Origin of the sequence: Flavobacterium hibernum, assembly GCF_000832125.1 — a bacterium.
GTDB classification, from domain to species: Bacteria; Bacteroidota; Bacteroidia; order Flavobacteriales; family Flavobacteriaceae; genus Flavobacterium; species Flavobacterium hibernum.
This window is the reverse complement of sequence record NZ_JPRK01000010.1, coordinates 83,016-104,932: the sequence shown is the minus strand read 5'-3', so window position 1 is coordinate 104,932 and position 21,917 is coordinate 83,016. Positions and strand designations below refer to the sequence as shown.

Annotated in this window: 19 protein-coding genes; 12 read left to right on the top strand and 7 right to left on the bottom strand. The window is 30.9% G+C overall.

From position 1 onward, the window contains the following. Window positions 1-8 precede the first annotated feature (8 nt). Window positions 9-1,178, bottom strand: a complete 1,170-nt coding sequence (locus IW18_RS12805) for a proline dehydrogenase family protein (RefSeq protein WP_041518269.1) — start codon at window positions 1,176-1,178, stop codon at window positions 9-11. A gap of 705 nt (window positions 1,179-1,883) precedes the next feature. Here IW18_RS12805 and IW18_RS12800 point away from each other — a divergent pair. The 6 genes from IW18_RS12800 (at window position 1,884) to recQ (ending at window position 10,680) form a co-directional block, all read left to right on the top strand. After that, the gene (locus tag IW18_RS12800; RefSeq protein ID WP_160113226.1) at window positions 1,884-4,070 is read left to right on the top strand and encodes an O-antigen ligase family protein; all 2,187 of its coding nucleotides are present in this window, start codon (window positions 1,884-1,886) and stop codon (window positions 4,068-4,070) included. A 108-nt stretch (window positions 4,071-4,178) separates the two neighbouring features. Continuing rightward, a complete protein-coding gene (aroB, locus tag IW18_RS12795) occupies window positions 4,179-5,246 on the top strand; it encodes a 3-dehydroquinate synthase (RefSeq protein ID WP_041518292.1) in 1,068 nt (355 codons plus the stop codon). A gap of 298 nt (window positions 5,247-5,544) precedes the next feature. After that, window positions 5,545-6,948, top strand: a complete 1,404-nt coding sequence (locus IW18_RS12785; RefSeq protein WP_041518264.1) for a type III PLP-dependent enzyme domain-containing protein — start codon at window positions 5,545-5,547, stop codon at window positions 6,946-6,948. Window positions 6,949-7,050: 102 nt separating this feature from the next. Next, entirely contained in the window at window positions 7,051-8,019 is a 969-nt protein-coding gene (locus tag IW18_RS12780; RefSeq protein ID WP_035681188.1) for a deoxyhypusine synthase family protein, read from the top strand. Between the two features lie 7 nt (window positions 8,020-8,026). Then, complete coding sequence (locus IW18_RS12775; protein WP_041518262.1) at window positions 8,027-8,434, top strand: hypothetical protein; 408 nt, start codon at window positions 8,027-8,029, stop codon at window positions 8,432-8,434. Between the two features lie 137 nt (window positions 8,435-8,571). Beyond that, entirely contained in the window at window positions 8,572-10,680 is a 2,109-nt protein-coding gene (gene recQ, locus IW18_RS12770) for a DNA helicase RecQ (protein WP_041518260.1), read from the top strand. Window positions 10,681-10,969: 289 nt separating this feature from the next. Here the strand turns inward: recQ and IW18_RS12765 are convergent, their stop codons facing one another. The 4 genes from IW18_RS12765 to IW18_RS12750 form a co-directional block, all read right to left on the bottom strand. Further along, window positions 10,970-11,485 (bottom strand): DinB family protein, encoded by a 516-nt coding sequence (locus IW18_RS12765; RefSeq protein ID WP_041518258.1) that lies wholly within the window; start codon window positions 11,483-11,485, stop codon window positions 10,970-10,972. A 43-nt stretch (window positions 11,486-11,528) separates the two neighbouring features. After that, window positions 11,529-14,114, bottom strand: a complete 2,586-nt coding sequence (locus IW18_RS12760; RefSeq protein WP_041518256.1) for a phosphoenolpyruvate carboxylase — start codon at window positions 14,112-14,114, stop codon at window positions 11,529-11,531. A gap of 90 nt (window positions 14,115-14,204) precedes the next feature. Beyond that, window positions 14,205-14,684 carry an Lrp/AsnC family transcriptional regulator gene (locus IW18_RS12755; RefSeq protein ID WP_007805990.1) on the bottom strand — a complete coding sequence of 160 codons (480 nt, stop codon included), beginning with the start codon at window positions 14,682-14,684 and terminating at the stop codon, window positions 14,205-14,207. A gap of 77 nt (window positions 14,685-14,761) precedes the next feature. Beyond that, window positions 14,762-15,916, bottom strand: coding sequence for a M14 family metallopeptidase (locus IW18_RS12750; protein ID WP_041518254.1), 1,155 nt, complete (start codon window positions 15,914-15,916; stop codon window positions 14,762-14,764). 312 nt (window positions 15,917-16,228) lie between these two features. Here IW18_RS12750 and IW18_RS12745 point away from each other — a divergent pair, with 312 nt between their 5' ends. Continuing rightward, a complete protein-coding gene (locus tag IW18_RS12745) occupies window positions 16,229-16,705 on the top strand; it encodes a helix-turn-helix domain-containing protein (RefSeq protein ID WP_041518252.1) in 477 nt (158 codons plus the stop codon). Window positions 16,706-16,789: 84 nt separating this feature from the next. Here the strand turns inward: IW18_RS12745 and IW18_RS12740 are convergent, their stop codons facing one another. Next, window positions 16,790-17,341: a 1-acyl-sn-glycerol-3-phosphate acyltransferase gene (locus IW18_RS12740; protein WP_041518250.1), complete on the bottom strand. Its 552-nt coding sequence runs from the start codon at window positions 17,339-17,341 to the stop codon at window positions 16,790-16,792. A gap of 66 nt (window positions 17,342-17,407) precedes the next feature. Here IW18_RS12740 and IW18_RS12735 point away from each other — a divergent pair, with 66 nt between their 5' ends. From IW18_RS12735 to IW18_RS12715, 5 genes are read left to right on the top strand one after another with little or no spacing between them, the layout of a single operon-like run. Then, window positions 17,408-18,073: a spermidine synthase gene (locus tag IW18_RS12735; protein WP_041518248.1), complete on the top strand. Its 666-nt coding sequence runs from the start codon at window positions 17,408-17,410 to the stop codon at window positions 18,071-18,073. Window positions 18,074-18,076: 3 nt separating this feature from the next. Further along, window positions 18,077-18,754, top strand: a complete 678-nt coding sequence (locus tag IW18_RS12730) for a peptidoglycan DD-metalloendopeptidase family protein (protein ID WP_041518246.1) — start codon at window positions 18,077-18,079, stop codon at window positions 18,752-18,754. Between the two features lie 6 nt (window positions 18,755-18,760). Beyond that, window positions 18,761-19,234 carry a hypothetical protein gene (locus IW18_RS12725; RefSeq protein ID WP_041518244.1) on the top strand — a complete coding sequence of 158 codons (474 nt, stop codon included), beginning with the start codon at window positions 18,761-18,763 and terminating at the stop codon, window positions 19,232-19,234. A 13-nt stretch (window positions 19,235-19,247) separates the two neighbouring features. Continuing rightward, window positions 19,248-19,772, top strand: coding sequence for a hypothetical protein (locus tag IW18_RS12720; RefSeq protein WP_041518242.1), 525 nt, complete (start codon window positions 19,248-19,250; stop codon window positions 19,770-19,772). Between the two features lie 53 nt (window positions 19,773-19,825). Then, entirely contained in the window at window positions 19,826-20,296 is a 471-nt protein-coding gene (locus IW18_RS12715) for a nuclear transport factor 2 family protein (RefSeq protein WP_041518241.1), read from the top strand. Window positions 20,297-20,377: 81 nt separating this feature from the next. On the opposite strand, the gene IW18_RS12710 is transcribed toward IW18_RS12715, so the two are convergent. Continuing rightward, window positions 20,378-21,865 (bottom strand): aminotransferase class V-fold PLP-dependent enzyme, encoded by a 1,488-nt coding sequence (locus IW18_RS12710; protein ID WP_041518238.1) that lies wholly within the window; start codon window positions 21,863-21,865, stop codon window positions 20,378-20,380. Window positions 21,866-21,917: the final 52 nt, after the last annotated feature.

The following is a 21,917-nucleotide window of genomic DNA, read 5'->3' as shown; positions in this document are numbered from 1 at the left end:
ATTTTAATTTATTTCCCTTTTCTTCTGTTGCGTTCTGCTTTAATCATAGATAATTCGCGACTAGTTTGTCCGGCTACAGAAGTATTTTCTTCGGCGCGACGAATTAAGTACGGCATAACATCTTTTACAGGGCCAAATGGCAAATATTTAGCCACATTATATCCATTTGCAGCCAAGTTATAACTGATGTTGTCGCTCATTCCGTATAATTGTCCAAACCAGATCTTATGATCATTTTTGGCAATTCCTCTTTCTTGCATCATTTCCATCAATTTATAAGAACTCAATTCGTTGTGAGTTCCTGCAAAAATTGACATCATATCTAAATGCTCTAACATATAATGTACAGCCGCATCATAATTAATATCTGTAGCTTCTTTAGAAACACAAATTGGCGAGACATAATTTTTTTCTTCGGCTCTTTTGTTTTCTTTTTCCATGTAGGCGCCACGAACTAATTTCATTCCAATAAAGAAACCCTCGTTTTTGGCAACTTCATGCAATTTTTTCAAATAATCCAAACGATCCCAACGGTACATCTGCAGAGTATTAAAAACAATTGCTTTTTCTTTATTGTATTTACGCATCATATCAGTAACCAAATCATCGGCAGCATCTTGCATCCAGCTTTCCTCACCATCAATCAATAAAGAAACGTCTTTTTTGTGCGCTTCACTGCAAATTAAATCAAAACGAGCTACTACTCTATCCCATTCCGTTTGTTCAGCTGGAGATAGTTTTTGATTTTCTCCTAGTTTTTCATACAATTCAAAACGCCCAAGACCAGTTGGTTTAAAAACCGCAAACGGAATTGCTAAACGTTCTTTAGCAAACTCAATAGTCTTTAAAGTCATTTCTAAAGCGGCATCAAACTGCTCCTCTTCTTCTTTTCCTTCAACTGAATAATCTAAAACAGATGAAACCCCTTTAGTAAACATTTTATCTACCACAGTGATACAATCATCTTCGTTTACACCACCACAAAAATGGTCAAAAACGGTTGCACGAATTAATCCTTCTACAGGTAAGTTTGCTTTAAGCGCAAAATTTGTAACAGCAGTTCCTATTCTTACTAAAGGTTGACTGTCGATCATTTTAAAAAGAAAATAAGCTCTGTCTAGTTCTGTATCGCTTTTTAACGAAAATGCAACTTGGGTATTGTCGAATATTTTTTCCATTAAGGTCAGTTTTTTGTGCAAATATAAAGACTGTTTTGAATATTATTTAATAAACGTAATCATAATTTTCAATTTTATCAATGTTAAAGTAAGTGGCGTTTTTATTTAAAATATTGGAGAAGATTAATTTCATCCTCAAAAAGTAAGATTTTACTTTATTTATTGTATTTTTGCGAAAAAGGCAAAATGAAAACAAACGAAATTGATAAAATTATTAACCAGACAAGAAAAGGAAAATCAACATCGAATTTGATGGTTCTTTTGGTCGTTGTTTTACTGCTCTTAATTGATTTTTTTCCATATTTTAAAAGTTTGGAAATTATCAATCCACAATTTTTGTATTTATCTATTCTTAATCTTTTTTTAGGTGTTTATTTTTACTACAACTATAGTGCAACAGCTGCTGTTGTGTTTCCACTATTAAGACGTAGTTCTATTTTTAAACTTTATTTAGCTTTTGTTATTCTTTGTTCGATATCATTTTTTGTAGCAAAGAATACTTCACTAGTTTTTACTAAATTAACGGAAATTGTAATTGTTTTTTGTTTATTCATAAACCTTGCAATACTATTAAAAGACAAATTAGATCTTCTCTATAAAATAGTTTTAATTGTAGGAATTAGTGCTTTCGTTCAGGCATGTCAACAATTATATAATTTTATAATTATTCCAAGAAATGCATCTGTAATCGATCTTTTGAGTGCAATGAAAGGAAATACTGGAAACATTAATATTCTTGCTGCAAGTCTTACGATCAAAGTTCCTTTTATTTTACTTGGAATAGTACATTTTACGGGGTATAAAAAGTATTTTCTATTGGTAGCGTTATTCTCAGTAACTTCCGTAATTTTTCTAACAGGTGCAAGAACACCACTAATTAATCTTTTTATAATTTACTCTATTTATACAACCTATTTATTAAAAGATTCCTTTAGTAAATTAAGTTTTATAAAAATTTTATACCTAATAATTCCTATTCTAATAGCTGTACTATTTGCAAATTCAATTTTTGAGAAGTCCAAAGATAAAGGTCGCTATGTGTCACTAGAAAACAGATTGAGCCAAATTTCTACTAATGATGCATCTTCACAAGCGAGACTTGCTTATTGGGAAAATACTTTAAAATTGAGCCAAAATAATCCCATTTTTGGAATTGGATTGGGAAATTATCAAGTGGAGTCTATTCCTTACGAAAGGACTGTTTCAAATGATAATGTTGTTTCATTACATGCGCACAATGATTTTCTTGAAATATTAGCTGAAACAGGAATTGTGAATAGTTTAATTTATCTGTCATTGTTTCTTTTAGTTTTCGTCATCAATTTGAAAAACTTACTTAAAGCAAATTCTGCTGATACAAAGCTAATTGCGCTTTTAACTTTAATGCTGCTCATTGTTTATGGAATAGATTCAGTATTCAATTTTCCTATGTACAGACCTACGATGTCAATATTTTTTAGTTTAATACTAGCTTTTACCGTGCTAAACAATTATAGTCAAAAAGAAATAAGCATCAGTAAAAGCACTGTAAAAATAATATTTGGAATTTTAATAGTAATATCAATAGCGACAAGTTATTCTTCATTTTTAATTTATAAAGCTTCAAATCTTGAGTATTTACTTGCTACTGATGATATTAACATGAAAGAGAAAGGAACGCTAACAGGTGATGAAGTAGTTAAAAGAATACCTAGTTACCCAAATACCCTAAGTAGTTCAGAATCGTTTTATGAGTACGCAGGGATATATTATGTACGTGAAAAACAATATGATAAAGCTTTAAAATATTTTGCTAAAGCAAGTAAAATTAATGGTTATTCAGGGCGCATTGAATTTTACAAACAAGTTATTTCTAGGCACAAAGGAGATTTGGATAGTGCATATATTTATTCAAAACAAGCTTTCTATTTACGTCCAAGAAATTATGAGCTTTACAATTCAGCTGTTAAATATGCAATAGAAAAAAAAGATACATTGGAATTGCTAAAAGAACATACTTTGTTTGACAAGTACAGGCCAATGAGCGAAACATGGATTCTTGTTACTAAAGGTCTTCATTATTCGGGTTATAATTATTCGAGTTTGATGGCTTTTGTTAATAAGGGATTGAAAAAATTCCCAAAAGATAGTATTTTACTGCAACAAAAAAATCAACTTTTAGTTTCAACATATCTTAAAGGAGGGCAGAAACTTGAAAATGCTTCTGAATTAGATAAGGCTTTAGGATCCTACGGAAAAGCTTTAAAAATTGATCCAAAAAATATTTATGTAATACAAAATATTGGTTTCAATTATTTAAAGCAAGGGCACAATAAAAAAGCTATTAAGTACTTAATGGATGCTTTAAAATATCCAGGCTTAAAGGATGGGAAGACTGAGTTTTTTATTGGTCTGACCTACTTAAAAGAAAATGATAAAATAAATGCATTAAAATATTTAAACTTATCGAAAAATAAAAATTATCCCTTGGCGAAACAGCTTACATCGAATCTTTACAATTCAAGTATTACTGATGAAAAAGATTTAATCAAGAAGAAAAATGATCTTTTAGTTGCAGATTATATTACTGAAGGGCAAAAACTTGAAAACGAAAAAAAAATGGATAAAGCACTTGAAACTTATAAGAAAGCTTTAGAAATTGATCCAAACAGTATTTATGCATCGCAAAATATAGGATTTTATTATTTAAAAGTTGGGCAAACTAAAAAAGCAATAAATTACTTATTAGCTGCATTAAAATATCCAGGTTTAACTGATGGAAAAACAGAGTTTTTCTTAGCTATTTGTTACTTAAAAGAAAATGAAAAAATTAAAGCTTGTAAATACCTAAATATATCAAAAAGTAAAAACTACGCTCCTGCACAAGAATCATTGACTAGTATTTGCAAATAGTTCTTATTATAATTTAGAATCGTTCATTTTAAAACAAATTAGAGCCAAAGTTTGAATATTATTTAGGTAAAAATGCCTTATTTTGCGTTTTCAATTAACTACAGAAATATGCAATCTATTCAAGCCAATAATTATCTAGTTCATTTTAATGAAAATGCTTACGAAGCTTTAAATAAACATCTAAAAGAAAACAAATACTCAAATTTGTTTATTATAGTTGATAATGAAACGAATGAGCATTGTTTGCCTAAATTTTTGCCTTTACTTGAAACGGATTTAAATATTGAAATTATTGAATTTGAGGCCGGAGAAGCTAATAAAAATATCGAAACCTGCATTCAGATCTGGAATGTCTTAACGGAACTTGGAGCAGACAGAAAATCACTTGTAATTAATCTTGGTGGTGGTGTTGTGACAGATTTAGGAGGATTTGTTGCTTCAACTTTTAAACGCGGTGTAGATTTTATCAATATCCCTACTACCCTTTTATCTATGGTTGATGCGTCTGTTGGTGGAAAAACAGGTGTCGATTTAGGTAATCTTAAAAACCAAATAGGTGTAATTAACGTACCTCAAATGGTATTAATTGACACGCAGTATCTTGAAACATTGTCGCAAGCCGAAATGCGTTCTGGTTTGGCAGAAATGCTAAAACACGGTCTTATCTATGATGCAGCTTATTGGAAACAATTTTTAGATTTAGCCGCAATTGATTACAATGCATTAGATGAACTGATTTACCGTTCTGTTGAAATTAAAAACAATATAGTAATACAAGATCCTACTGAGAAAAGTATTCGTAAAGCCTTAAATTTTGGACATACTCTAGGTCATGCTATAGAAAGTTACTTTTTAGAGAGTGAATCTAAAAAAACACTATTACATGGTGAAGCAATTGCTATTGGAATGATTCTCGAAAGTTATATTTCATTGCATAAAAATTTAATTACAGCAGATGAATATGCCGAAATTAAAACTGCAATTAAAAGCATTTACGACGATGTAAAAATTGAAGAAAATGACATCGAACCAATCTTAGAATTACTAATTCACGACAAAAAAAATGAATACGGTTTAATTCAATTTGCGTTAATTGAAGGAATCGGAAAAATAAAAATTAACCAATCGGTTGAAAATAAATTGATTCTAGATGCGTTTGAGGATTATAAATCTTAAACTTTTTTTAATAAAAAGCATTGCTTTAGGTATATATTATTTTTTACATTTGCCACAATGAAAACAAACAATAAACAAACACAATTTAGTTCTTATAGAAACAGACTCAACAGTTCCTTGCTAAGGATGTTGAACCGTTTTTATAATAGTAAAAGTCCGTTGTTTTTTGATGTTTTTCAATACTCGAAAGCAGAACATGAAAAGCTGCAAATTGTATTTGCAAATATTAGAGTTTGATTTATAGATTTAGCACCGTTTACTAAATTTAAAAATACATTCTTAAAATATTGAAATATAAATGAATACAAAATATTCTGATCTAATTAATCAAACATATTACTTTCCTCAAACGGAATTTAAATTAAATAAAGACAACTTACAATTTCACAATATTGATTTGATGAAATTGGTTGAACAATATGGTACACCATTAAAATTTACTTATTTACCACAGATTTCTGAAAACATAAACAAGGCAAAAGCTTGGTTCAGAAAATCAATGGAAAAAAACAAGTACGAAGCAAAATACTACTACTGTTATTGCACAAAAAGCTCTCATTTTGAGTATATTATGAATGAAGCCTTCAAGAATAACATTCACATAGAAACATCTTCAGCTTTTGATGTTAATATCGTAGAAAATTTGCTTGAAAATGGTAAAATCAATAAAAGTACATATGTTATCTGTAATGGTTTTAAAAGAGATGAATATATATCTAACATTGCGAGATTAATTAATAACGGACATAAAAATACTATTCCGATTATTGATAATTACGAAGAGTTAGATTTACTTCAGGCTGAAATTAAAGGAAAATTTAAAATTGGAATTCGTATTGCTGCTGAGGAAGAACCTAAATTTGAGTTTTATACCTCTAGATTAGGAATTGGATACAAAAACATAGTATCATTCTATAAAAAACAAATTCAGGAAAATGATAAACTAGAGCTGAAAATGCTTCACTTTTTTATCAATACCGGAATAAACGATACATCGTATTACTGGAATGAGTTAGTAAAATGTATAAAAGTGTACATTGCGCTAAAAAAGGAATGCCCTACTCTTGATGGTTTGAACATTGGAGGTGGTTTTCCTATTAAAAACTCATTGGCTTTCGAGTACGATTATCAATATATGATTGATGAAATTATCAATCAAATTAAAATTGCATGTGATGAAGCCGAAGTTGATGTACCAAATATCTTTACTGAGTTTGGATCATTTACAGTAGGTGAAAGCGGTGGCGCAATCTATCAGATTTTGTATCAAAAACAACAAAATGATAGAGAAAAATGGAATATGATTGATTCGTCTTTCATAACTACTTTGCCAGATACTTGGGCAATAAATAAACGTTTTATTATGCTGGCGGTTAACCGTTGGAATGATACTTACGAGCGGGTTTTACTAGGAGGTTTGACTTGTGATAGTGACGATTATTACAATTCAGAACAAAATATGAATGCTATTTATTTGCCTAAATACAACAAAGAAAAGCCATTATATATTGGTTTCTTTAATACTGGTGCGTATCAAGAAACCATTGGAGGTTACGGAGGTTTACACCACTGTTTAATTCCACAACCTAAACATATTCTGATAGATCGCGATGAAAATGGAATTTTGGCAACTGAGGTTTTCTCAGAACAACAAACTTCTGATGATGTATTGAAGATTTTAGGTTATACAAAAAAAGCATAAAAAAAAACCTGCAAATTAAATGTTAATATCTATAAAATTATTAATTTGCAGTATCATCTAAAAGGTTAAACTTTTAATTCAAAAACAAAAAAAACAAAAAAAATGAAAGGACCAATCAGTCAGTTTATTGAAAAACATTATTTACACTTTAACTCTGCTTCTTTAGTTGATGCTGCAAAAGCATACGAACAGCAATTAGCAAATGGTGCTAAAATGATGGTAAGTATGGCTGGCGCTATGAGTACAGCAGAAATTGGTAAAATTTTTGCCGAAATAATTAGACAAGATAAAGTACAAATTATTTCATGTACTGGAGCCAATCTAGAAGAAGATATCATGAACTTAGTAGCACACTCTCACTACGAAAGAGTGCCAAACTATCGTGATTTAACACCAGAAGACGAATGGGCTTTATTAGAAAGAGGATTAAATCGTGTTACTGATACTTGTATCCCTGAGCATGAAGCATTCCGTCGTTTACAAAAACACATTTACAAAATCTGGAAAGATGCTGATGATAAAGGAGAACGTTATTTTCCTCATGAATTCATGTACAAAATGTTGTTATCAGGAGTTTTAGAAGAATATTACGAAATTGATTTAAAAGATAGCTGGATGTATGCAGCTGCTGAGAAAAATTTACCTATTATTGTTCCAGGTTGGGAAGATAGTACAATGGGAAATATCTTTGCTTCATACGTAATTAAAGGTGAATTAAAAGCCTCTACCATGAAGTCTGGAATTGAATATATGACATTCCTTGCTGATTGGTATCCAAAAAATAGCACTAACGGAATTGGATTTTTCCAAATTGGTGGTGGTATTGCAGGAGATTTTCCTATCTGTGTCGTACCAATGTTGTACCAAGATATGGAAATGCATGATATTCCGTTTTGGAGTTATTTCTGTCAAATTTCAGATTCAACAACTAGTTATGGTTCGTATTCTGGAGCAGTTCCAAATGAGAAAATTACTTGGGGTAAATTAGATATCAAAACTCCAAAATTCATTATCGAGTCGGATGCTACAATTGTTGCTCCGTTAATTTTTGCTTACTTATTAGATTTATAGGATATTTATGAAAAGAGTTATAGTAGACTACGCTAAACTTACCAATGAAATTTTGAACCTTCTTGTAGAAAAATTTCCTGATGGTTATGACGATTCGGATGTTATCCGTTTTAGAAACGCTAAAAACGAATTGATCGAAGCTGTTGAAGTTCGTACTGAAGACACTATTTATTTAGTAAAAATTAGTACTAAACTTGCTGACAGAATCGAGAATTACGACGAAGACGATGATATCGATCTTGACGTTGATACAATCGAACCAGTAAAAGGACTTGATCTTGATGACGATGCAGATGATGACGATGATGATGACACTCAAGACAAACCAGATACTGATGGTGGAGACGAAGATGATGAAGATAGAGATCCAGACGATATTGCTGACGAAGACGAAGATGAAGATGATGAAGATTAATTCATCTCTTACAAAATAAACTAAAGGAACTCTATACGGGTTCCTTTTTTATTAGTTATAAAAAGGTTTTTAAATATAAGAAAAATACTATATTTAATATTTTTTATTATATTTAACAATCTGTAAATATCAGCCCAATGACTTCAGAAGTTCTACATGCCAAATTAAAAGAAAACTTTGGATTTGAAAAATTCAGACCCAATCAGGAAACCATTATAAATACAATCCTTTCGGGACAAGATACATTGGCGATTATGCCAACTGGTGGAGGAAAATCAATTTGTTTTCAATTGCCGGCATTAGTCTTACCCGGAATAACTATTGTAATTTCTCCTTTGATTGCTTTAATGAAAGATCAGGTTGATAGTTTAAAAACAAACGGAATTTCTGCTTGTTATATAAATAGTAGTCAATCTAGTGAAGAACAGCAATTTTATATCGACAATTTAAAATCAAATACTTTTAAGCTTGTTTATATTGCTCCAGAAAGCTTATCTTATTTAGATGTAGTTTTTAACGAATTGACTGTTAGTTTAATTGCGATAGACGAAGCACATTGTATTTCGTCTTGGGGTCACGATTTTAGACCAGCTTACACTAATTTAGGATATTTAAAAAGCCGCTTCCCTTCTACTCCGGTTCTTGCACTGACTGCAACTGCAGATAAAGCAACCCGTACAGATATTACTAAACAATTAAAATTAAGAAACCCAAAAACTTTTGTAGCCTCTTTTGATCGAAAAAATTTAAGTTTAGAAGTTCGTCCAGCATTAGATCGCGTAAAACAAATAATTGATTTTGTCGAAAAAAAGCCTAACGAATCTGGAATTATATATTGTTTAAGCAGAAAGACTACAGAAGAACTGGCGTTGAAATTGCAAAAAAGTGGTGTTACGGCAAAAGCATATCATGCGGGTTTAGATAATAAGATACGAGCAAAAACTCAAGACGAATTTATTAATGATGATTGTCAAGTGGTTTGTGCAACTATTGCTTTTGGAATGGGAATCGATAAATCTAATGTACGTTGGGTTATACATTATAATTTACCAAAAAACATTGAGGGTTATTATCAGGAAATTGGTCGTGCAGGTCGTGACGGATTACCTGCTGAAACTGTTTTATTTGAAAGTTATGCCGATGTAATTCAGCTTCAGAAATTTGCTTCTGAAGGTTTAAATTCTGATGTTCAGTTGGCAAAACTAGAAAGAATGAAGCAATATGCCGATGCTTTAAGCTGTCGCAGAAAAATTCTACTTTCTTACTTTGGCGAATTGGTTAAAGAGAATTGCGGTAATTGCGATATTTGCAAAAATCCTCCAACTTTTTTCGATGGTACGATTCTCGCGCAAAAAGCATTGTCGGCAATTAGTCGTTTGCAAGAATCTGAGCCTTTGGCTGTAATTGTAGATTTTTTAAGAGGCTCGAGAAACGCGTATATCTACGAAAAAAATTATCAAAGCTTAAAAACGTACGGAATTGGTGCCGATATTTCATGGTATGATTGGAATCAGTACTTAATTCAGTTAATCAATTTGGGATATTGCGAAATTGCCTTTCATCAGCACAATAAAATTTTATTAACTCCTTTTGCTAAAAAAGTTTTGTTTGAGGGAGAAAATGTAAAATTAAATACAGTTGTTAAAAAAGTAATTGATAAAAACGAAATTAAAGAAACTAAAACCAAAGCAGCAAAAAGTTCTCTTTTTGAAATACTTCGAAAATTACGTTATGAAATTGCTCAGGACGAAGAAGTTCCTGCTTATGTAATTTTTAGTGATGCATCACTTAGACAAATGGAAACTTTGCGACCAATGAGCGATGAAGAATTTCTTGCTATTGATGGAGTTGGAAATGCAAAACTAGAAAAATACGGTCAAGAGTTTATTGATGCAATCGTTTACTACGAAAATGCAAAAAAGAAAAAAGCGAAGTCGAAAAAAGAAGGCAACACTTATAAAACAACTTTAGAATTATTTCAAAGCGGAATTTCTGTAAAGGAAATTGCCGTACAACGAAATTTAGGGTTAACCACTATAATTTCGCATTTAGCAAAATTATATGTTGATGGAAATGATATCGATTTGAGTCAGTTTGTTTCTGATGATGAAGTTATGTTATTACATAAAGCACAAATCGATTTAGAATATCCAACGGCCTTAAAGCCATATTTTGATCATTTTGATGAAAAATTATCTTATGATAAAATTCGATTAGGTCTTGCTATTGTTGAACGAAATAAATAATTAAACCCCCTTTTGGTTTATTTTGTCATTTCGACCAAAGGGAGAAATCACACTAGAAATCCATAAAGAAAGTTTCATCCTTTGTCGATTCATAAGTGTGATTTCTCCCTTTGGTCGAAATGACAATTTTAGTTTTGCATTTTATTTCACACTGAGAAATTAAAGGATTTTCGTAAATAGCTCGATCATCCTTATAGAGTTCCTTAACTTGACACACAAAATTATGTAAATAAAAAAAATCCTGTAAAGAATACACTTTACAGGATTTTTTATCTTAATTTTTAAATATCTATAAATATCTTTCTTCAAATACTTTTTGATGATGTTTTTGATGTCCAATAATTACAAAGCCTAACGCGCGAACCGAAAGTTGATGCGTTGAAGCGGTTCCAATTCTTGCAAGTTGTTCTTCAGAAAGACTTTTGTAAAACAATAATGAAGAATGTCTTACAGCAGAAAGTTCAGTTAATAAATCCTGAATACTTCTTTTGTTTGCATCTGTATTATTTACATAATCATTTTCTTCAAAACCCGGTAAAGGAGTTTTGTCATTCCTGGAAAATCTCAAAGCGCGATAAGCAAAAACACGTTCGCTATCAATTAAATGTTGAATAATATCTTTGATTGTCCACTTTCCTTCTGCATAACGATAATCAAATTTATCCAAAGGAATATTTTGAACAAATCTAATAAATGCGTGAAGGGAAATTTCTAATTCCTCAATCAAATTAATTTCTCCCGCCTCTCGAACATAATTTGCAAAAGGCCCGGAATATTCACTTTCAGTTAATTTCGTGATACTCATTTTAAGATATTTATTTAGTTACACAATCTAGAAAAATTTCTAATTAAGCTGAATTTCTACTTGCGTTCGTATTTCCAAAAAGTGATCTTGTAACAATTTTTTCGTATACTTTTATCAACTCTTCGTTACTGTTGTTTTCTTTGTTTAATTCATTAATTCTTAACAAAGCATATTGTTGTATTGTCAACAATGGCAATACGATACGCTCTCTCACTTGAATAGATGCTATACCATCAGGATAGTTTTCCATCAAAGTTTTATGACCTGCAATTTTCAACAAAAGACGTTTCGTTTCTGAAAATTCATCGTAAATAATTTGCCAAAATTCACCAAATTCAGGATCATTTTTCATGTATGCTGTTAGTGGTAAAAATGACTTAGCCAATGACATCATACTATTTTCAAGAAGCGTTTTAAAGAATAATGAGTTGTGATATAAATCATGAACTTTATCCCATTGATTCGTTTCTTCAAAATGTCTTAGAGCAGATCCAACACCAAAAAATCCTGGTACATTTTGTTTCAATTGACTCCAAGAACCTACAAAAGGAATTGCTCTTAAATCGGCAAAATCTAAAGATTCTGATTTGCTTCTTTTAGAAGGGCGACTTCCAATGTTTGTTTTAGAGTAATATTTCAACGTACTCATTTTTTCCAAATACGGAATAAATTTTGGGTGATTTTTAAAACTCAAATATTTATCATATCCTAAATCAGCCAACTGAGTTAAAATTGCAGTTTCTTCAGTACTCAATTCATTTTTCTCCTTACTAAAAACCTGATTCGTTACGCCGGCACTTAATAAATTCTCAATATTATAACGACAAGAATCTAAAGTTCCAAAATTAGAACTAATAGTTTGCCCTTGAACAGTAATCTGAATTTCGTTATTTTCAATCTTTGGTCCTAAAGAAGCATAGAACTTATGTGTTTTTCCACCACCACGAGCTGGAGGTCCACCACGACCATCAAAGAAAATAGCTTTAATTCCGTATTTTCTAGAAATTTCAGTCAATGCAATTTTTGCTTGATAAATACTCCAGTTAGCCATTAAATAACCACCATCTTTGGTTCCGTCAGAGAAACCTAACATGATCGTTTGCTTATTTCCTCGCGCTTGCAAATGCTTAGAATATTCTGGATTAGTATACAATTGCTCCATAATTTCATGAGCATTTTGCAAATCATCAACGGATTCAAAAAGCGGAATGATATCAACCGTAGGATTCTCCCAATTATTTAATCGGATCATGGCAAAAGTTTCCATGACATTCAGCGCACTTTCATTATTACTAATAATATAACGATTTGCTCCAAACTCTCCATTGTTTTCCTGAATTGTTTTGATTGCCTGAACTGACTCTAATGTAGATCTGGTAATTTCATCTTCAAAATCACTAGGGTTTAATTCTCCTCTAACTTTAGATAAAACAACTAATTTTTCTGACTCTGAAAGTTCAAAATAATTTGAAGGAAATATCGATGATCCAGAATTCAAATAATGATTTACAACATCTTTAAATACTGCGTCGTGAATTTTACTATTTTGACGTATGTCTAAAGTTGCAAAATGAAAACCAAAAAGATTAATTTTTACTAAAAATGCTTCTAATTCGTCTAAGTAAAGAGACTGATGTTTTTCTATAATTATATCTCTAATTAGGTTTAATTGCGTTAACAATTCTTCTAATGTGATATAAATTTCGCCTTTAGAATAAAAAACAGAACGATAAAGTTTATGTTCAAGTTCTGCTACTAAAGTGTCTACACCTGAGAATGTTAGCTTACGTTTTAAGTTTCTCATTTCGATGTAGTAACACTTCAAAATCGAAGTACGTAAACGTTCAGCAACTTTTAAGGTAATTTCTGTAGTAACAAAAGGATTTCCATCACGATCTCCTCCTGGCCAGAATCCAAGCTTGATTAACTGATTTTGAATTGCATTTCCTTGAAGGATATTTTTTTGCAAATAATGTACTATTTCTCCAGAGGTAGCATAGAATACATTTTCTAAATACCAAATAAGAGAAACCGCCTCATCGTATGGATTCGGTTTTTCATTTTGGATAAAAGGTGTTTTTCCAAGCTGCGCCAATAATTGTTTTATTTTCAATAAATCATTTAAACGAATAGCTTCGGTCAAATCATTTATAATTCCTAGAACTGGCCCAGGATAAAACTGTGTTGGATGCGCTGTTAAAACAGTTCTAACGTTAAAGTTTTCTAAGAATTCGATCAATTCATCATCTTTCTCTTTTGCATCAGATTTCTCTTTAATATCACGCAAAGAACCACGTCCTTCCATGTTATTCACTTCCGGAAAAGCAGCATCTTCAATCGCATCAAAAAGTACAATTTGGCGTTCTATATATTGAATAAATCGAAACATAAGATCGATTTTTTCAGTCTCAGAAGCATTATTTAGAAATTTATTTGAGAAAAAATCAAAAATCTCTTTTGGAGTTTCTTGTTTTTTAAATCCTGTTTCGCAAGTTTCTGTAAATAATGGCAGCAAAACTCCAGTATTATCAATAGAATCAAAGGGCAATGTTATAAATACACTATTATAAATGTGGTATTTTGAGAGAACATCTTGATTAAAACGTTCAATTTTGGGTAACGTATACATAATCGTGTTATAGTTGTTTGGTTAATTAGTCATAAAAAAACCCCAAGAATAAACTTGAGGTTATATTTTAATATAGCATTCAAGAAAGTATTACATATTTTTAAAAATAGTATGCATCAAACGCTTCTTATCGTTTATACTTTCTTCTAATGAAATCATAGTTTCTGTTCTGTAAACACCCTCGATATCATCAATCATGAAGATAACTTCTTTCGCGTGTTTAGTGTCTTTTGCTCTAATTTTGCAAAAGATGTTAAATTTTCCTGTCGTTACAGATGCTACTGTTACGAATGGAATTTGGTTGATTCGCTCTAATACAAATTTAGTTTGAGACGTATTATTAAGGAACACCCCTACATATGCAATAAATGAATATCCTAATTTATCATAATCCAAAGCCAATGAAGACCCCATTATTATACCTGCGTCTTCCATTTTCTTTACTCTAACATGCACTGTACCAGCAGATATCAATAGTTTTTTTGCAATGTCAGTAAACGGAACTCTCGTATTGTCTATTAACATATCTAAAATCTGGTGATCTACTTCATCTAAACGAAATTTACTCATAATTCTTTAATTAATATTACTAATTGCTATTACAAAGTATAAAAATATATATAAAAAACAACAAATTCACATAAAAATTAACTTTTTATCAATCCGTTAACAAATTTAACATTTTTATTTAAATAAAAATCTGCCTTTTGATTCAATTTCGGAAAATTACTGAGATCATCGGAATAAATAGCTTCTTTTCCATCATATTCGTAATGTCCAAAATAATTTTCCAATTCGCCTACTTCAATTATGTAAGCATTAAAATGAATCTTATTTTCAATCAATTCTTCTTTGTATTGTGCGACAAAATTCGTAATAATTTCGATACCATCATAATTTATTTTGATATTTTTATACATAAAATCATAAAAAACCACTTTATTTTGTGAAATATTCAAATAATCATTAATTCTATTATCAACTAAAACGTTTTCGCTTATCAGTTCAAAACTCGAAATAAGTGAGAAAAATATGAACTTTCGAGTGATTTCTCGCTCGTAATCATTAGGGAAATGCCCTGCTTCAAATAAAATTGTTGGTACTCCTAAAAACTGAAATGTATCTCCTATACAATTGATATTAAACGAATCATCAAAACGTCCAACTTGTCCCGGAATGTATTTTTGCAAAACATCATTAATTCCGGCGATAACATTTATAGCTTTTAAACGATTATCATTTATTTCTCTTTCTTCATTATAAGAAGGTGCTAAAAATGAAACTGTTGCAGGTTTTCCTGTTGAGCCAGCGCCAAAAATGGTTCGTTGATCGTGAAGATTAAAACAATAATGAGGTTTGAAAGTCTCAAAAACTTCTCTTAAAACATTGCTTTCTGGTTGAGTTAGATTTTGAGAATCTCGGTTTAAATCAACTTTGTTGGCGTTTTCACGAGTATAAAGTCTTGCTCCATCAGGATTTAATATTGGAATACTATAAAAGGTGAAGTTTTTTAAAAGCTTCTCTGCAAATTCAGATCCGCTATTGAGCACATTTATAAAATCAAAAAGCGCTTTTGTGGTGGTGCTCTCATTTCCGTGCATTTGCGACCAAAGATAAATACGAGTTTCTCCGGTTCCAACTTCGTAACTATATATAGGTTCTCCTAAAACAGATTTACCAATAACTTTTACCTGATTATTAGTATTGAGTTTTTCTAATAAAGGTTCAATATGATCTAAAGTTAGATATCTACCTTCTATTGATTGTTCTTTGTTTTGGTCAAATAATTCTTCTAAATTCATTGTCTTTTGATTAGTTTACAAAAGTAAACATCTTTATTTTTACAATTGTAAACAGCGGAAATATAAAAGAATTTAGAATTGTAAACAGATATTTTAGTCTAAACCTTGCATTTATTACAGAAGAAGTTAACATTTGTTATTTCTTTAATTAATATAAAAATACCCATTGTTATTCAATTACTTACACATCTTTATTTAAAGTAACACTGCTCTATTTTATCTCTTAAATATATGATTTACAACTGTAAAATTGCTTTAATGATATCTTTTAGTTACATTTGTAAACCCTCGGATTTTAAACAATAATTTACAATGGTAAACATCGATGATTTTGTAAAACGTCTTGAAATTATACTAGACTATTACGCTTTAAATGCCTCTACTTTTGCTGATAGAATTGGTGTGCAACGATCAAGTATGTCTCACCTGCTCTCAGGACGAAACAAACCTAGCTTAGATTTTGTAATGAAAATTCTTGAAGTTTTTCCCGACGTAGATCTATACTGGATTTTAAATGGTAAAGGAAGTTTTCCTAAAACCGAGGAAGAAACTATTGAAAAAAGAACTGATACTATTTCTGAAATTAAAATCCCTTCTACTCCTTTTTCAGCAAATGAAAATAATAGTGTTGGAGATTTATTTTCAGACGTTAATCATAAGGAAGAAGTAAAACCAGAAATGCAAAATTTTGCAGGAAGCCAAAACTCAAAAATAAATCCCGAAGAAGGGGAAATTGAGAAAATTGTAATTTTTTATAAAAACGGGACATTTAAGGCATATGCCCCGTAGTTTTTAATTTTTGTGTATTTGAAAATTTTTGAAAATATTTTTCGTTTGAGCGATTCTCACGCAACTAGAAAAAATATTGAAAATTTACAAATAAGTCATGTTTTCGGGAATTTTACCAATTACACCTTCATAATGTTTTTTCAGAATTTGTAAATCAGATTCGTAATCTCCCGTAGGGAAAAACGGTTTGCCAAAACTAACTTCTTTTTTACCCCAATCGAAAGCAACTGGCACAATAGGAACATTTGCTTTAAGCGCAATATAATAAAATCCGGTTTTAATTTCTTTTACACCTTTACGAGTTCCCTCCGGAGCAACGGCTAAACGGAAAACTTCTTTTCGATCAAAAATAGATGCAATAGAGTCCACTTTATTTAATCCGCCAGTGCGATCTAATGGCTCTCCTCCTGCACTTCTAAAATAATAACCGAATGGAAATCTAAAAAGTTCCTTCTTTCCAACCCAGTTCATTTCTAATCCAGATATTCCACGAGTAAAAATTCCCAAATAAAAATCATGATTACTTGTATGCGGCATGACCATTAGAATACATTTTTTCACTTCGGCATTTTCAATTCCTACTATTTTCCAGCCCATTAGCTTTAGAAAGATGAATTTATAGAATTGTTTTTTCATTAAAATTTATTTTATAGTGCAAAATAAAAGATTTAAAGTGGTATTTTTGAGTAAAAGCATTTAAAAATGATTCAAAAATTATTCAGTTACCTTATTCCCGTTAAAATATTTAAAAAAAAATCCCAAAGAAGCAAAATGATTGAAGTTACTTGGGCAAATGGCGAATTGGTACTGGATTCTGAAAATACAAATTACTCATACGGAAGCTTGCAACGTATATTAAGGTATGGACTTCGAAATATTAGTTATGAAGCTATCCTGAAAATGGATCATATTTTATTATTAGGAGTTGCCGGTGGTAGCGTAATTAAAACATTGGTTGACGAAATTTCATTTAAAGGAAAAATTACTGGTGTAGAAATTGATCCTGACATAATTAAAATCGCAAACGAATATTTTAATCTAAATGAAATAAAACAGCTTGAAGTTGTTATAGATGATGCATTTGAATTTGTTTTAAAAACAAAAGACAAGTACGATCTAATTATTATTGATGTTTTTGAAGACATCAAAATGCCAAACTTTTTATTTGAAAGCTTTTTTAGCGGACACATTTGTTCTCTTTTGCAAAACAAAGGTTTCATTCTTTTTAATACTATGATTTTGGATGAATCTCATAATGTTCGAAACCAAAAATATATTTCTGAAATAAACCCTCAATTATTCACTGCAAAAATGCTGCCCCGCATAGAAGTGCATAATGAATTAATAATTATTGAAAAACTAACCTAATTTATGAAACCTCTTCCCTCGATTTTAAAATCCTTACCGCCTACTACAGTTATTGACTCAAACATCGAACTTTCAAAATATATTGTTTTAGATTTATCTGTAACCAATTCCGAATTAATCGCTAATAAACCTGAAAATGCAGACGATTTCGAACTTTTTATTTCTAATTTTTTAAAAAAGAATAATGCCGAAGTTGCTTTTGGCGGATATATTGAAGGTCGGACTTTATATCAAAGAAGTACTATTTTTAAAAATGATTCTATTTCAGAAAGAAATATTCATATTGGTTTAGATTTATGGACTAAAGTAGGTACGAGAGTTATTGCACCAATTGATGGAAAAGTACATAGCTTTAAAAACAATATTGGTTTAGGCGATTATGGACCAACTATAATATTAGAACATACAGTCGAAAATGAAATTTTTTATACTTTATACGGACATTTATCGTTAGAAAGTATAGAAAACCTTAGCGTTGGGACATTTTTTAATAAGGGTGAACAGATTGGAAACTTAGGGAGTTCAGACGTTAATGGAGATTATGCTCCGCATTTACACTTTCAGATTATACACAATATTGAAGCGTATTCTGGCGATTATCCCGGCGTTTGCAGTACAAACGACCTGAACTTTTATATAGAAAATTGCCCCGACCCCAACTTATTATTAAAAATTACTTAAATAGTTATGAAGAAAGCAGGATTGATCATATGTTTGTTGTTGTTAATTGGATGTAAATCTAAAACGATTAGTAGAGATACTGAAGATTTGAAAATTAAAAAAGTTTCCAGTGCGGAAGTAAACTCTAATCAGCAGAGGAAAGCTTATGAATTAGGAAAGCGAGTTTTAGAAACTTGCAATACATCAAAGTTTAAGCCTTTTAATGAAACTGAAGTTACCAAATCGGTTATGGAAAACACAACCGAAGAGCGCTTGACTAAAACTTGTCAAAGATTTAGACAGTATTACGGAAGCTTTATAGATTTAAAACTTGATGGCGTTTATAAAACTAAAAAAGAAGTCATTTACCGTTACCGCGCTCTTTATACCAAAAAAGTGGCCAATAAAGAATTGCGCATTTTTGTAAATGAAGACAATTTAATTTCGGCCATAAAATCTATGGATTGGGATGAAAAATTTGATGCTAAAACAACTGAATAATAAAGTATAGACTATGAATTTAAAACTGCCTTTTTTTATAATACTGTTAATCGCGACTTTTGCAAATGCTCAGGAAACTATGATTGTAAAAGGCTCAAAACCTTTTCCGGCAACTCAGACTTATACTTTTATTTGCGAAAAATATGTTTTTACAGGCGAAGCAGATGTTCAGATTGCGAAAACAGATAAAGGAGGAATTTTAAAATTAACTATAGGGATCTCAAACGACAAAACCAGAATCTCCGGTGGAGTTTATGTCGATTTAGTAAACGGTGATGTTATTGCTTGCACAGATAAAAACAGCAATGAAACCGTCGATGGTAAAACTTCATCTTACTATTATTTTACTCCAGCCGAAATGATTAAATTAAAAAAGACTGATATCAAAGCAATTAGATTTATAATTAAAGGAACTTCAAATACTTTTGGAGATCAAACTGGTTATTTTACAGCTTCAAACAAAATGTCTTACTTTTCGACTGCATTTGATAAATCAAAAAAAACATTCGACACAGCAGCTGCAATAAGTGCATTATAAATTTATTGGCTATATAATAAATCTTATATTTATACTCTAAATTTTTCCATTTTATGAATCCTAACGAGGCATTAATAACAAAATTCTATACTGCTTTTGCAAACGCTGACGCCAAAACAATGTGCGAATGCTACCATCCAAAAATTCATTTTGTAGATCCTGCTTTTGGCTTATTAAAAGAAGAACAAGTTTCTGACATGTGGAAAATGTTGATTTTAAAAAGCAAAGGCAATATTAAAATAGAATTTTCAGACATAAAGGCTGATGATTTTACTGGTAGAGCAAAATGGATTGCGACATATAACTTTAGTAAAACTAATAGAAACGTAATCAATAGAATATCTGCCGAGTTTACTTTTCAAGACGGGTTAATCATTAAACATATTGACAGTTTTGATGTTTACAAATGGTCAAAACAAGCTTTTGGAGTTACAGGATATTTATTAGGATGGACTGGTTTTTTTCAGAAAAAAATTCAGGAACAAGCATTATTGTCTCTAAAAAAGTTTCAAGAAACAAAATAGAACAATTTTCAAGAAAAAATAAACCCGACAAATTTTTAAAAACTTGTCGGGTTTATTTTTTATTTTAAGGTCTGCGTTAATTTAAGATTTAAACCAACCTGCAACCAATTCGTCTTCAAACGAAGTGGCATTTTTATGTACAAACTCGTTTGTATTTTTATTGTAAGAATAATCTAAAGCCCAAGTTTCGTGGTTTTTAGCTAGATCTTTAATGCTTTCGCAAACAAAAGCAATTTCTTCATCAGTTGTAGTTGGGTGAATCGACATTCTAATCCATCCTGGTTTTTTTATCAAATCACCAATAGTAATTTCATTAACCAGTTTGTTTGACGTTTCTTGATCTACATGCAGCAAAAAGTGTCCGTAAGTTCCGGCACAACTACATCCTCCTCTAGTTTGAATTCCGAATTTATCATTCAATAATTTTACACCTAAATTAAAGTGAAGATTTTCGATAAAAAAGGAAACAACTCCTAGACGATTTTTATGTTGTCCTGCCAAAATTTTAATATTTGGCACTGTATCCAATTCATTAAATACAAAATCAACAATTTCGTGTTCACGTTGCAAAATGTTTTCAATTCCCATTTCTTCTTTTAGCTCAATTGCCAATGCAGTTTTAATAACTTGCAAGAAACCCGGAGTTCCACCATCTTCGCGATCTTCAATATTGTCAATATATTTGTGTTCTCCCCACGGATTAGTCCAGCTTACTGTTCCTCCACCAGGACAATCAGGAATCATATTATTGTATAACTTTTTATTGAAAATCAAAACGCCAGAAGTTCCTGGCCCGCCTAAAAACTTATGTGGAGAAAAGAAAACGGCATCCAAATAAGCTTCAGGATCTTCAGGATGCATGTCGATTTCTACATACGGTCCCGAACAAGCAAAATCTACAAAGCAAACACCGTGATGTTGGTGCATTAATTTTGAAGCTTCATGGAAAGGAGTTTTTAATCCTGTTACATTCGAACATGAAGTTATCGAAGCAATTTTTATAGTTCTGTCTTTATATTTTTCTAATAACTGCGCTAAATTGTCTAGAGAAAAAAGTCCTTTTTCGCATGAAGGAATAATCTCAACATCGGCAATAGTCTCTAACCAAGATGTTTGATTAGAATGATGCTCCATATGTGAAATAAAAACTACTGGTTTTTTTTCGGCAGGAACTACAGTACAATCCTTTAAATTCTCAGGAATTTTTAGGCCCAGGATACGCTGAAATTTATTAACAACACCAGTCATTCCAGTTCCGTCAGTAATTAAAACATCATCATTATTTGCATTTGCATGACGTTTAATGATATTTCTGGCATGATGATACGCTTTTGTCATGGCAGTACCTGACACAGTAGTTTCGGTATGAGTATTTGCCACAAAAGGGCCAAAATCATTCAAAAGCTTCTCTTCAATAGGTCTGTATAACCTTCCGCTGGCAGTCCAATCTGTATAAATGATCTTTTTCTTGCCATATGGAGATGTAAATTCTTGTTCAATTCCAACAATATGCTGTCTAAAATCCTGAAAATAGGTTTCTAAACTGATGGTATTATTTTTGCTATTCATTAGTGTGCCTGTGTTTGATTGCAAATATATCGCTTTTTTATAGAATTGCGAA

Excerpts from the sequence above, each read along its gene's own strand:
- IW18_RS12800 (WP_160113226.1), top strand. The coding sequence starts at position 1,884 with ATGAAAGGAAATACTGGAAACATTAATATTCTTGCTGCAAGTCTTACG.
- IW18_RS12720 (WP_041518242.1), top strand. The coding sequence starts at position 19,248 with ATGAATTTAAAACTGCCTTTTTTTATAATACTGTTAATCGCGACTTTT.
- IW18_RS12725 (WP_041518244.1), top strand. The coding sequence starts at position 18,761 with ATGAAGAAAGCAGGATTGATCATATGTTTGTTGTTGTTAATTGGATGT.
- aroB (WP_041518292.1), top strand. The coding sequence starts at position 4,179 with ATGCAATCTATTCAAGCCAATAATTATCTAGTTCATTTTAATGAAAAT.
- IW18_RS12745 (WP_041518252.1), top strand. The coding sequence starts at position 16,229 with ATGGTAAACATCGATGATTTTGTAAAACGTCTTGAAATTATACTAGAC.
- recQ (WP_041518260.1), top strand. The coding sequence starts at position 8,572 with ATGACTTCAGAAGTTCTACATGCCAAATTAAAAGAAAACTTTGGATTT.
- IW18_RS12735 (WP_041518248.1), top strand. The coding sequence starts at position 17,408 with ATGATTCAAAAATTATTCAGTTACCTTATTCCCGTTAAAATATTTAAA.
- IW18_RS12750 (WP_041518254.1), bottom strand. The coding sequence starts at position 15,916 with ATGAATTTAGAAGAATTATTTGACCAAAACAAAGAACAATCAATAGAA.
- IW18_RS12715 (WP_041518241.1), top strand. The coding sequence starts at position 19,826 with ATGAATCCTAACGAGGCATTAATAACAAAATTCTATACTGCTTTTGCA.
- IW18_RS12805 (WP_041518269.1), bottom strand. The coding sequence starts at position 1,178 with ATGGAAAAAATATTCGACAATACCCAAGTTGCATTTTCGTTAAAAAGC.
- IW18_RS12775 (WP_041518262.1), top strand. The coding sequence starts at position 8,027 with ATGAAAAGAGTTATAGTAGACTACGCTAAACTTACCAATGAAATTTTG.
- IW18_RS12740 (WP_041518250.1), bottom strand. The coding sequence starts at position 17,341 with ATGAAAAAACAATTCTATAAATTCATCTTTCTAAAGCTAATGGGCTGG.
- IW18_RS12755 (WP_007805990.1), bottom strand. The coding sequence starts at position 14,684 with ATGAGTAAATTTCGTTTAGATGAAGTAGATCACCAGATTTTAGATATG.
- IW18_RS12760 (WP_041518256.1), bottom strand. The coding sequence starts at position 14,114 with ATGTATACGTTACCCAAAATTGAACGTTTTAATCAAGATGTTCTCTCA.
- IW18_RS12765 (WP_041518258.1), bottom strand. The coding sequence starts at position 11,485 with ATGAGTATCACGAAATTAACTGAAAGTGAATATTCCGGGCCTTTTGCA.
- IW18_RS12780 (WP_035681188.1), top strand. The coding sequence starts at position 7,051 with ATGAAAGGACCAATCAGTCAGTTTATTGAAAAACATTATTTACACTTT.
- IW18_RS12710 (WP_041518238.1), bottom strand. The coding sequence starts at position 21,865 with ATGAATAGCAAAAATAATACCATCAGTTTAGAAACCTATTTTCAGGAT.
- IW18_RS12785 (WP_041518264.1), top strand. The coding sequence starts at position 5,545 with ATGAATACAAAATATTCTGATCTAATTAATCAAACATATTACTTTCCT.
- IW18_RS12730 (WP_041518246.1), top strand. The coding sequence starts at position 18,077 with ATGAAACCTCTTCCCTCGATTTTAAAATCCTTACCGCCTACTACAGTT.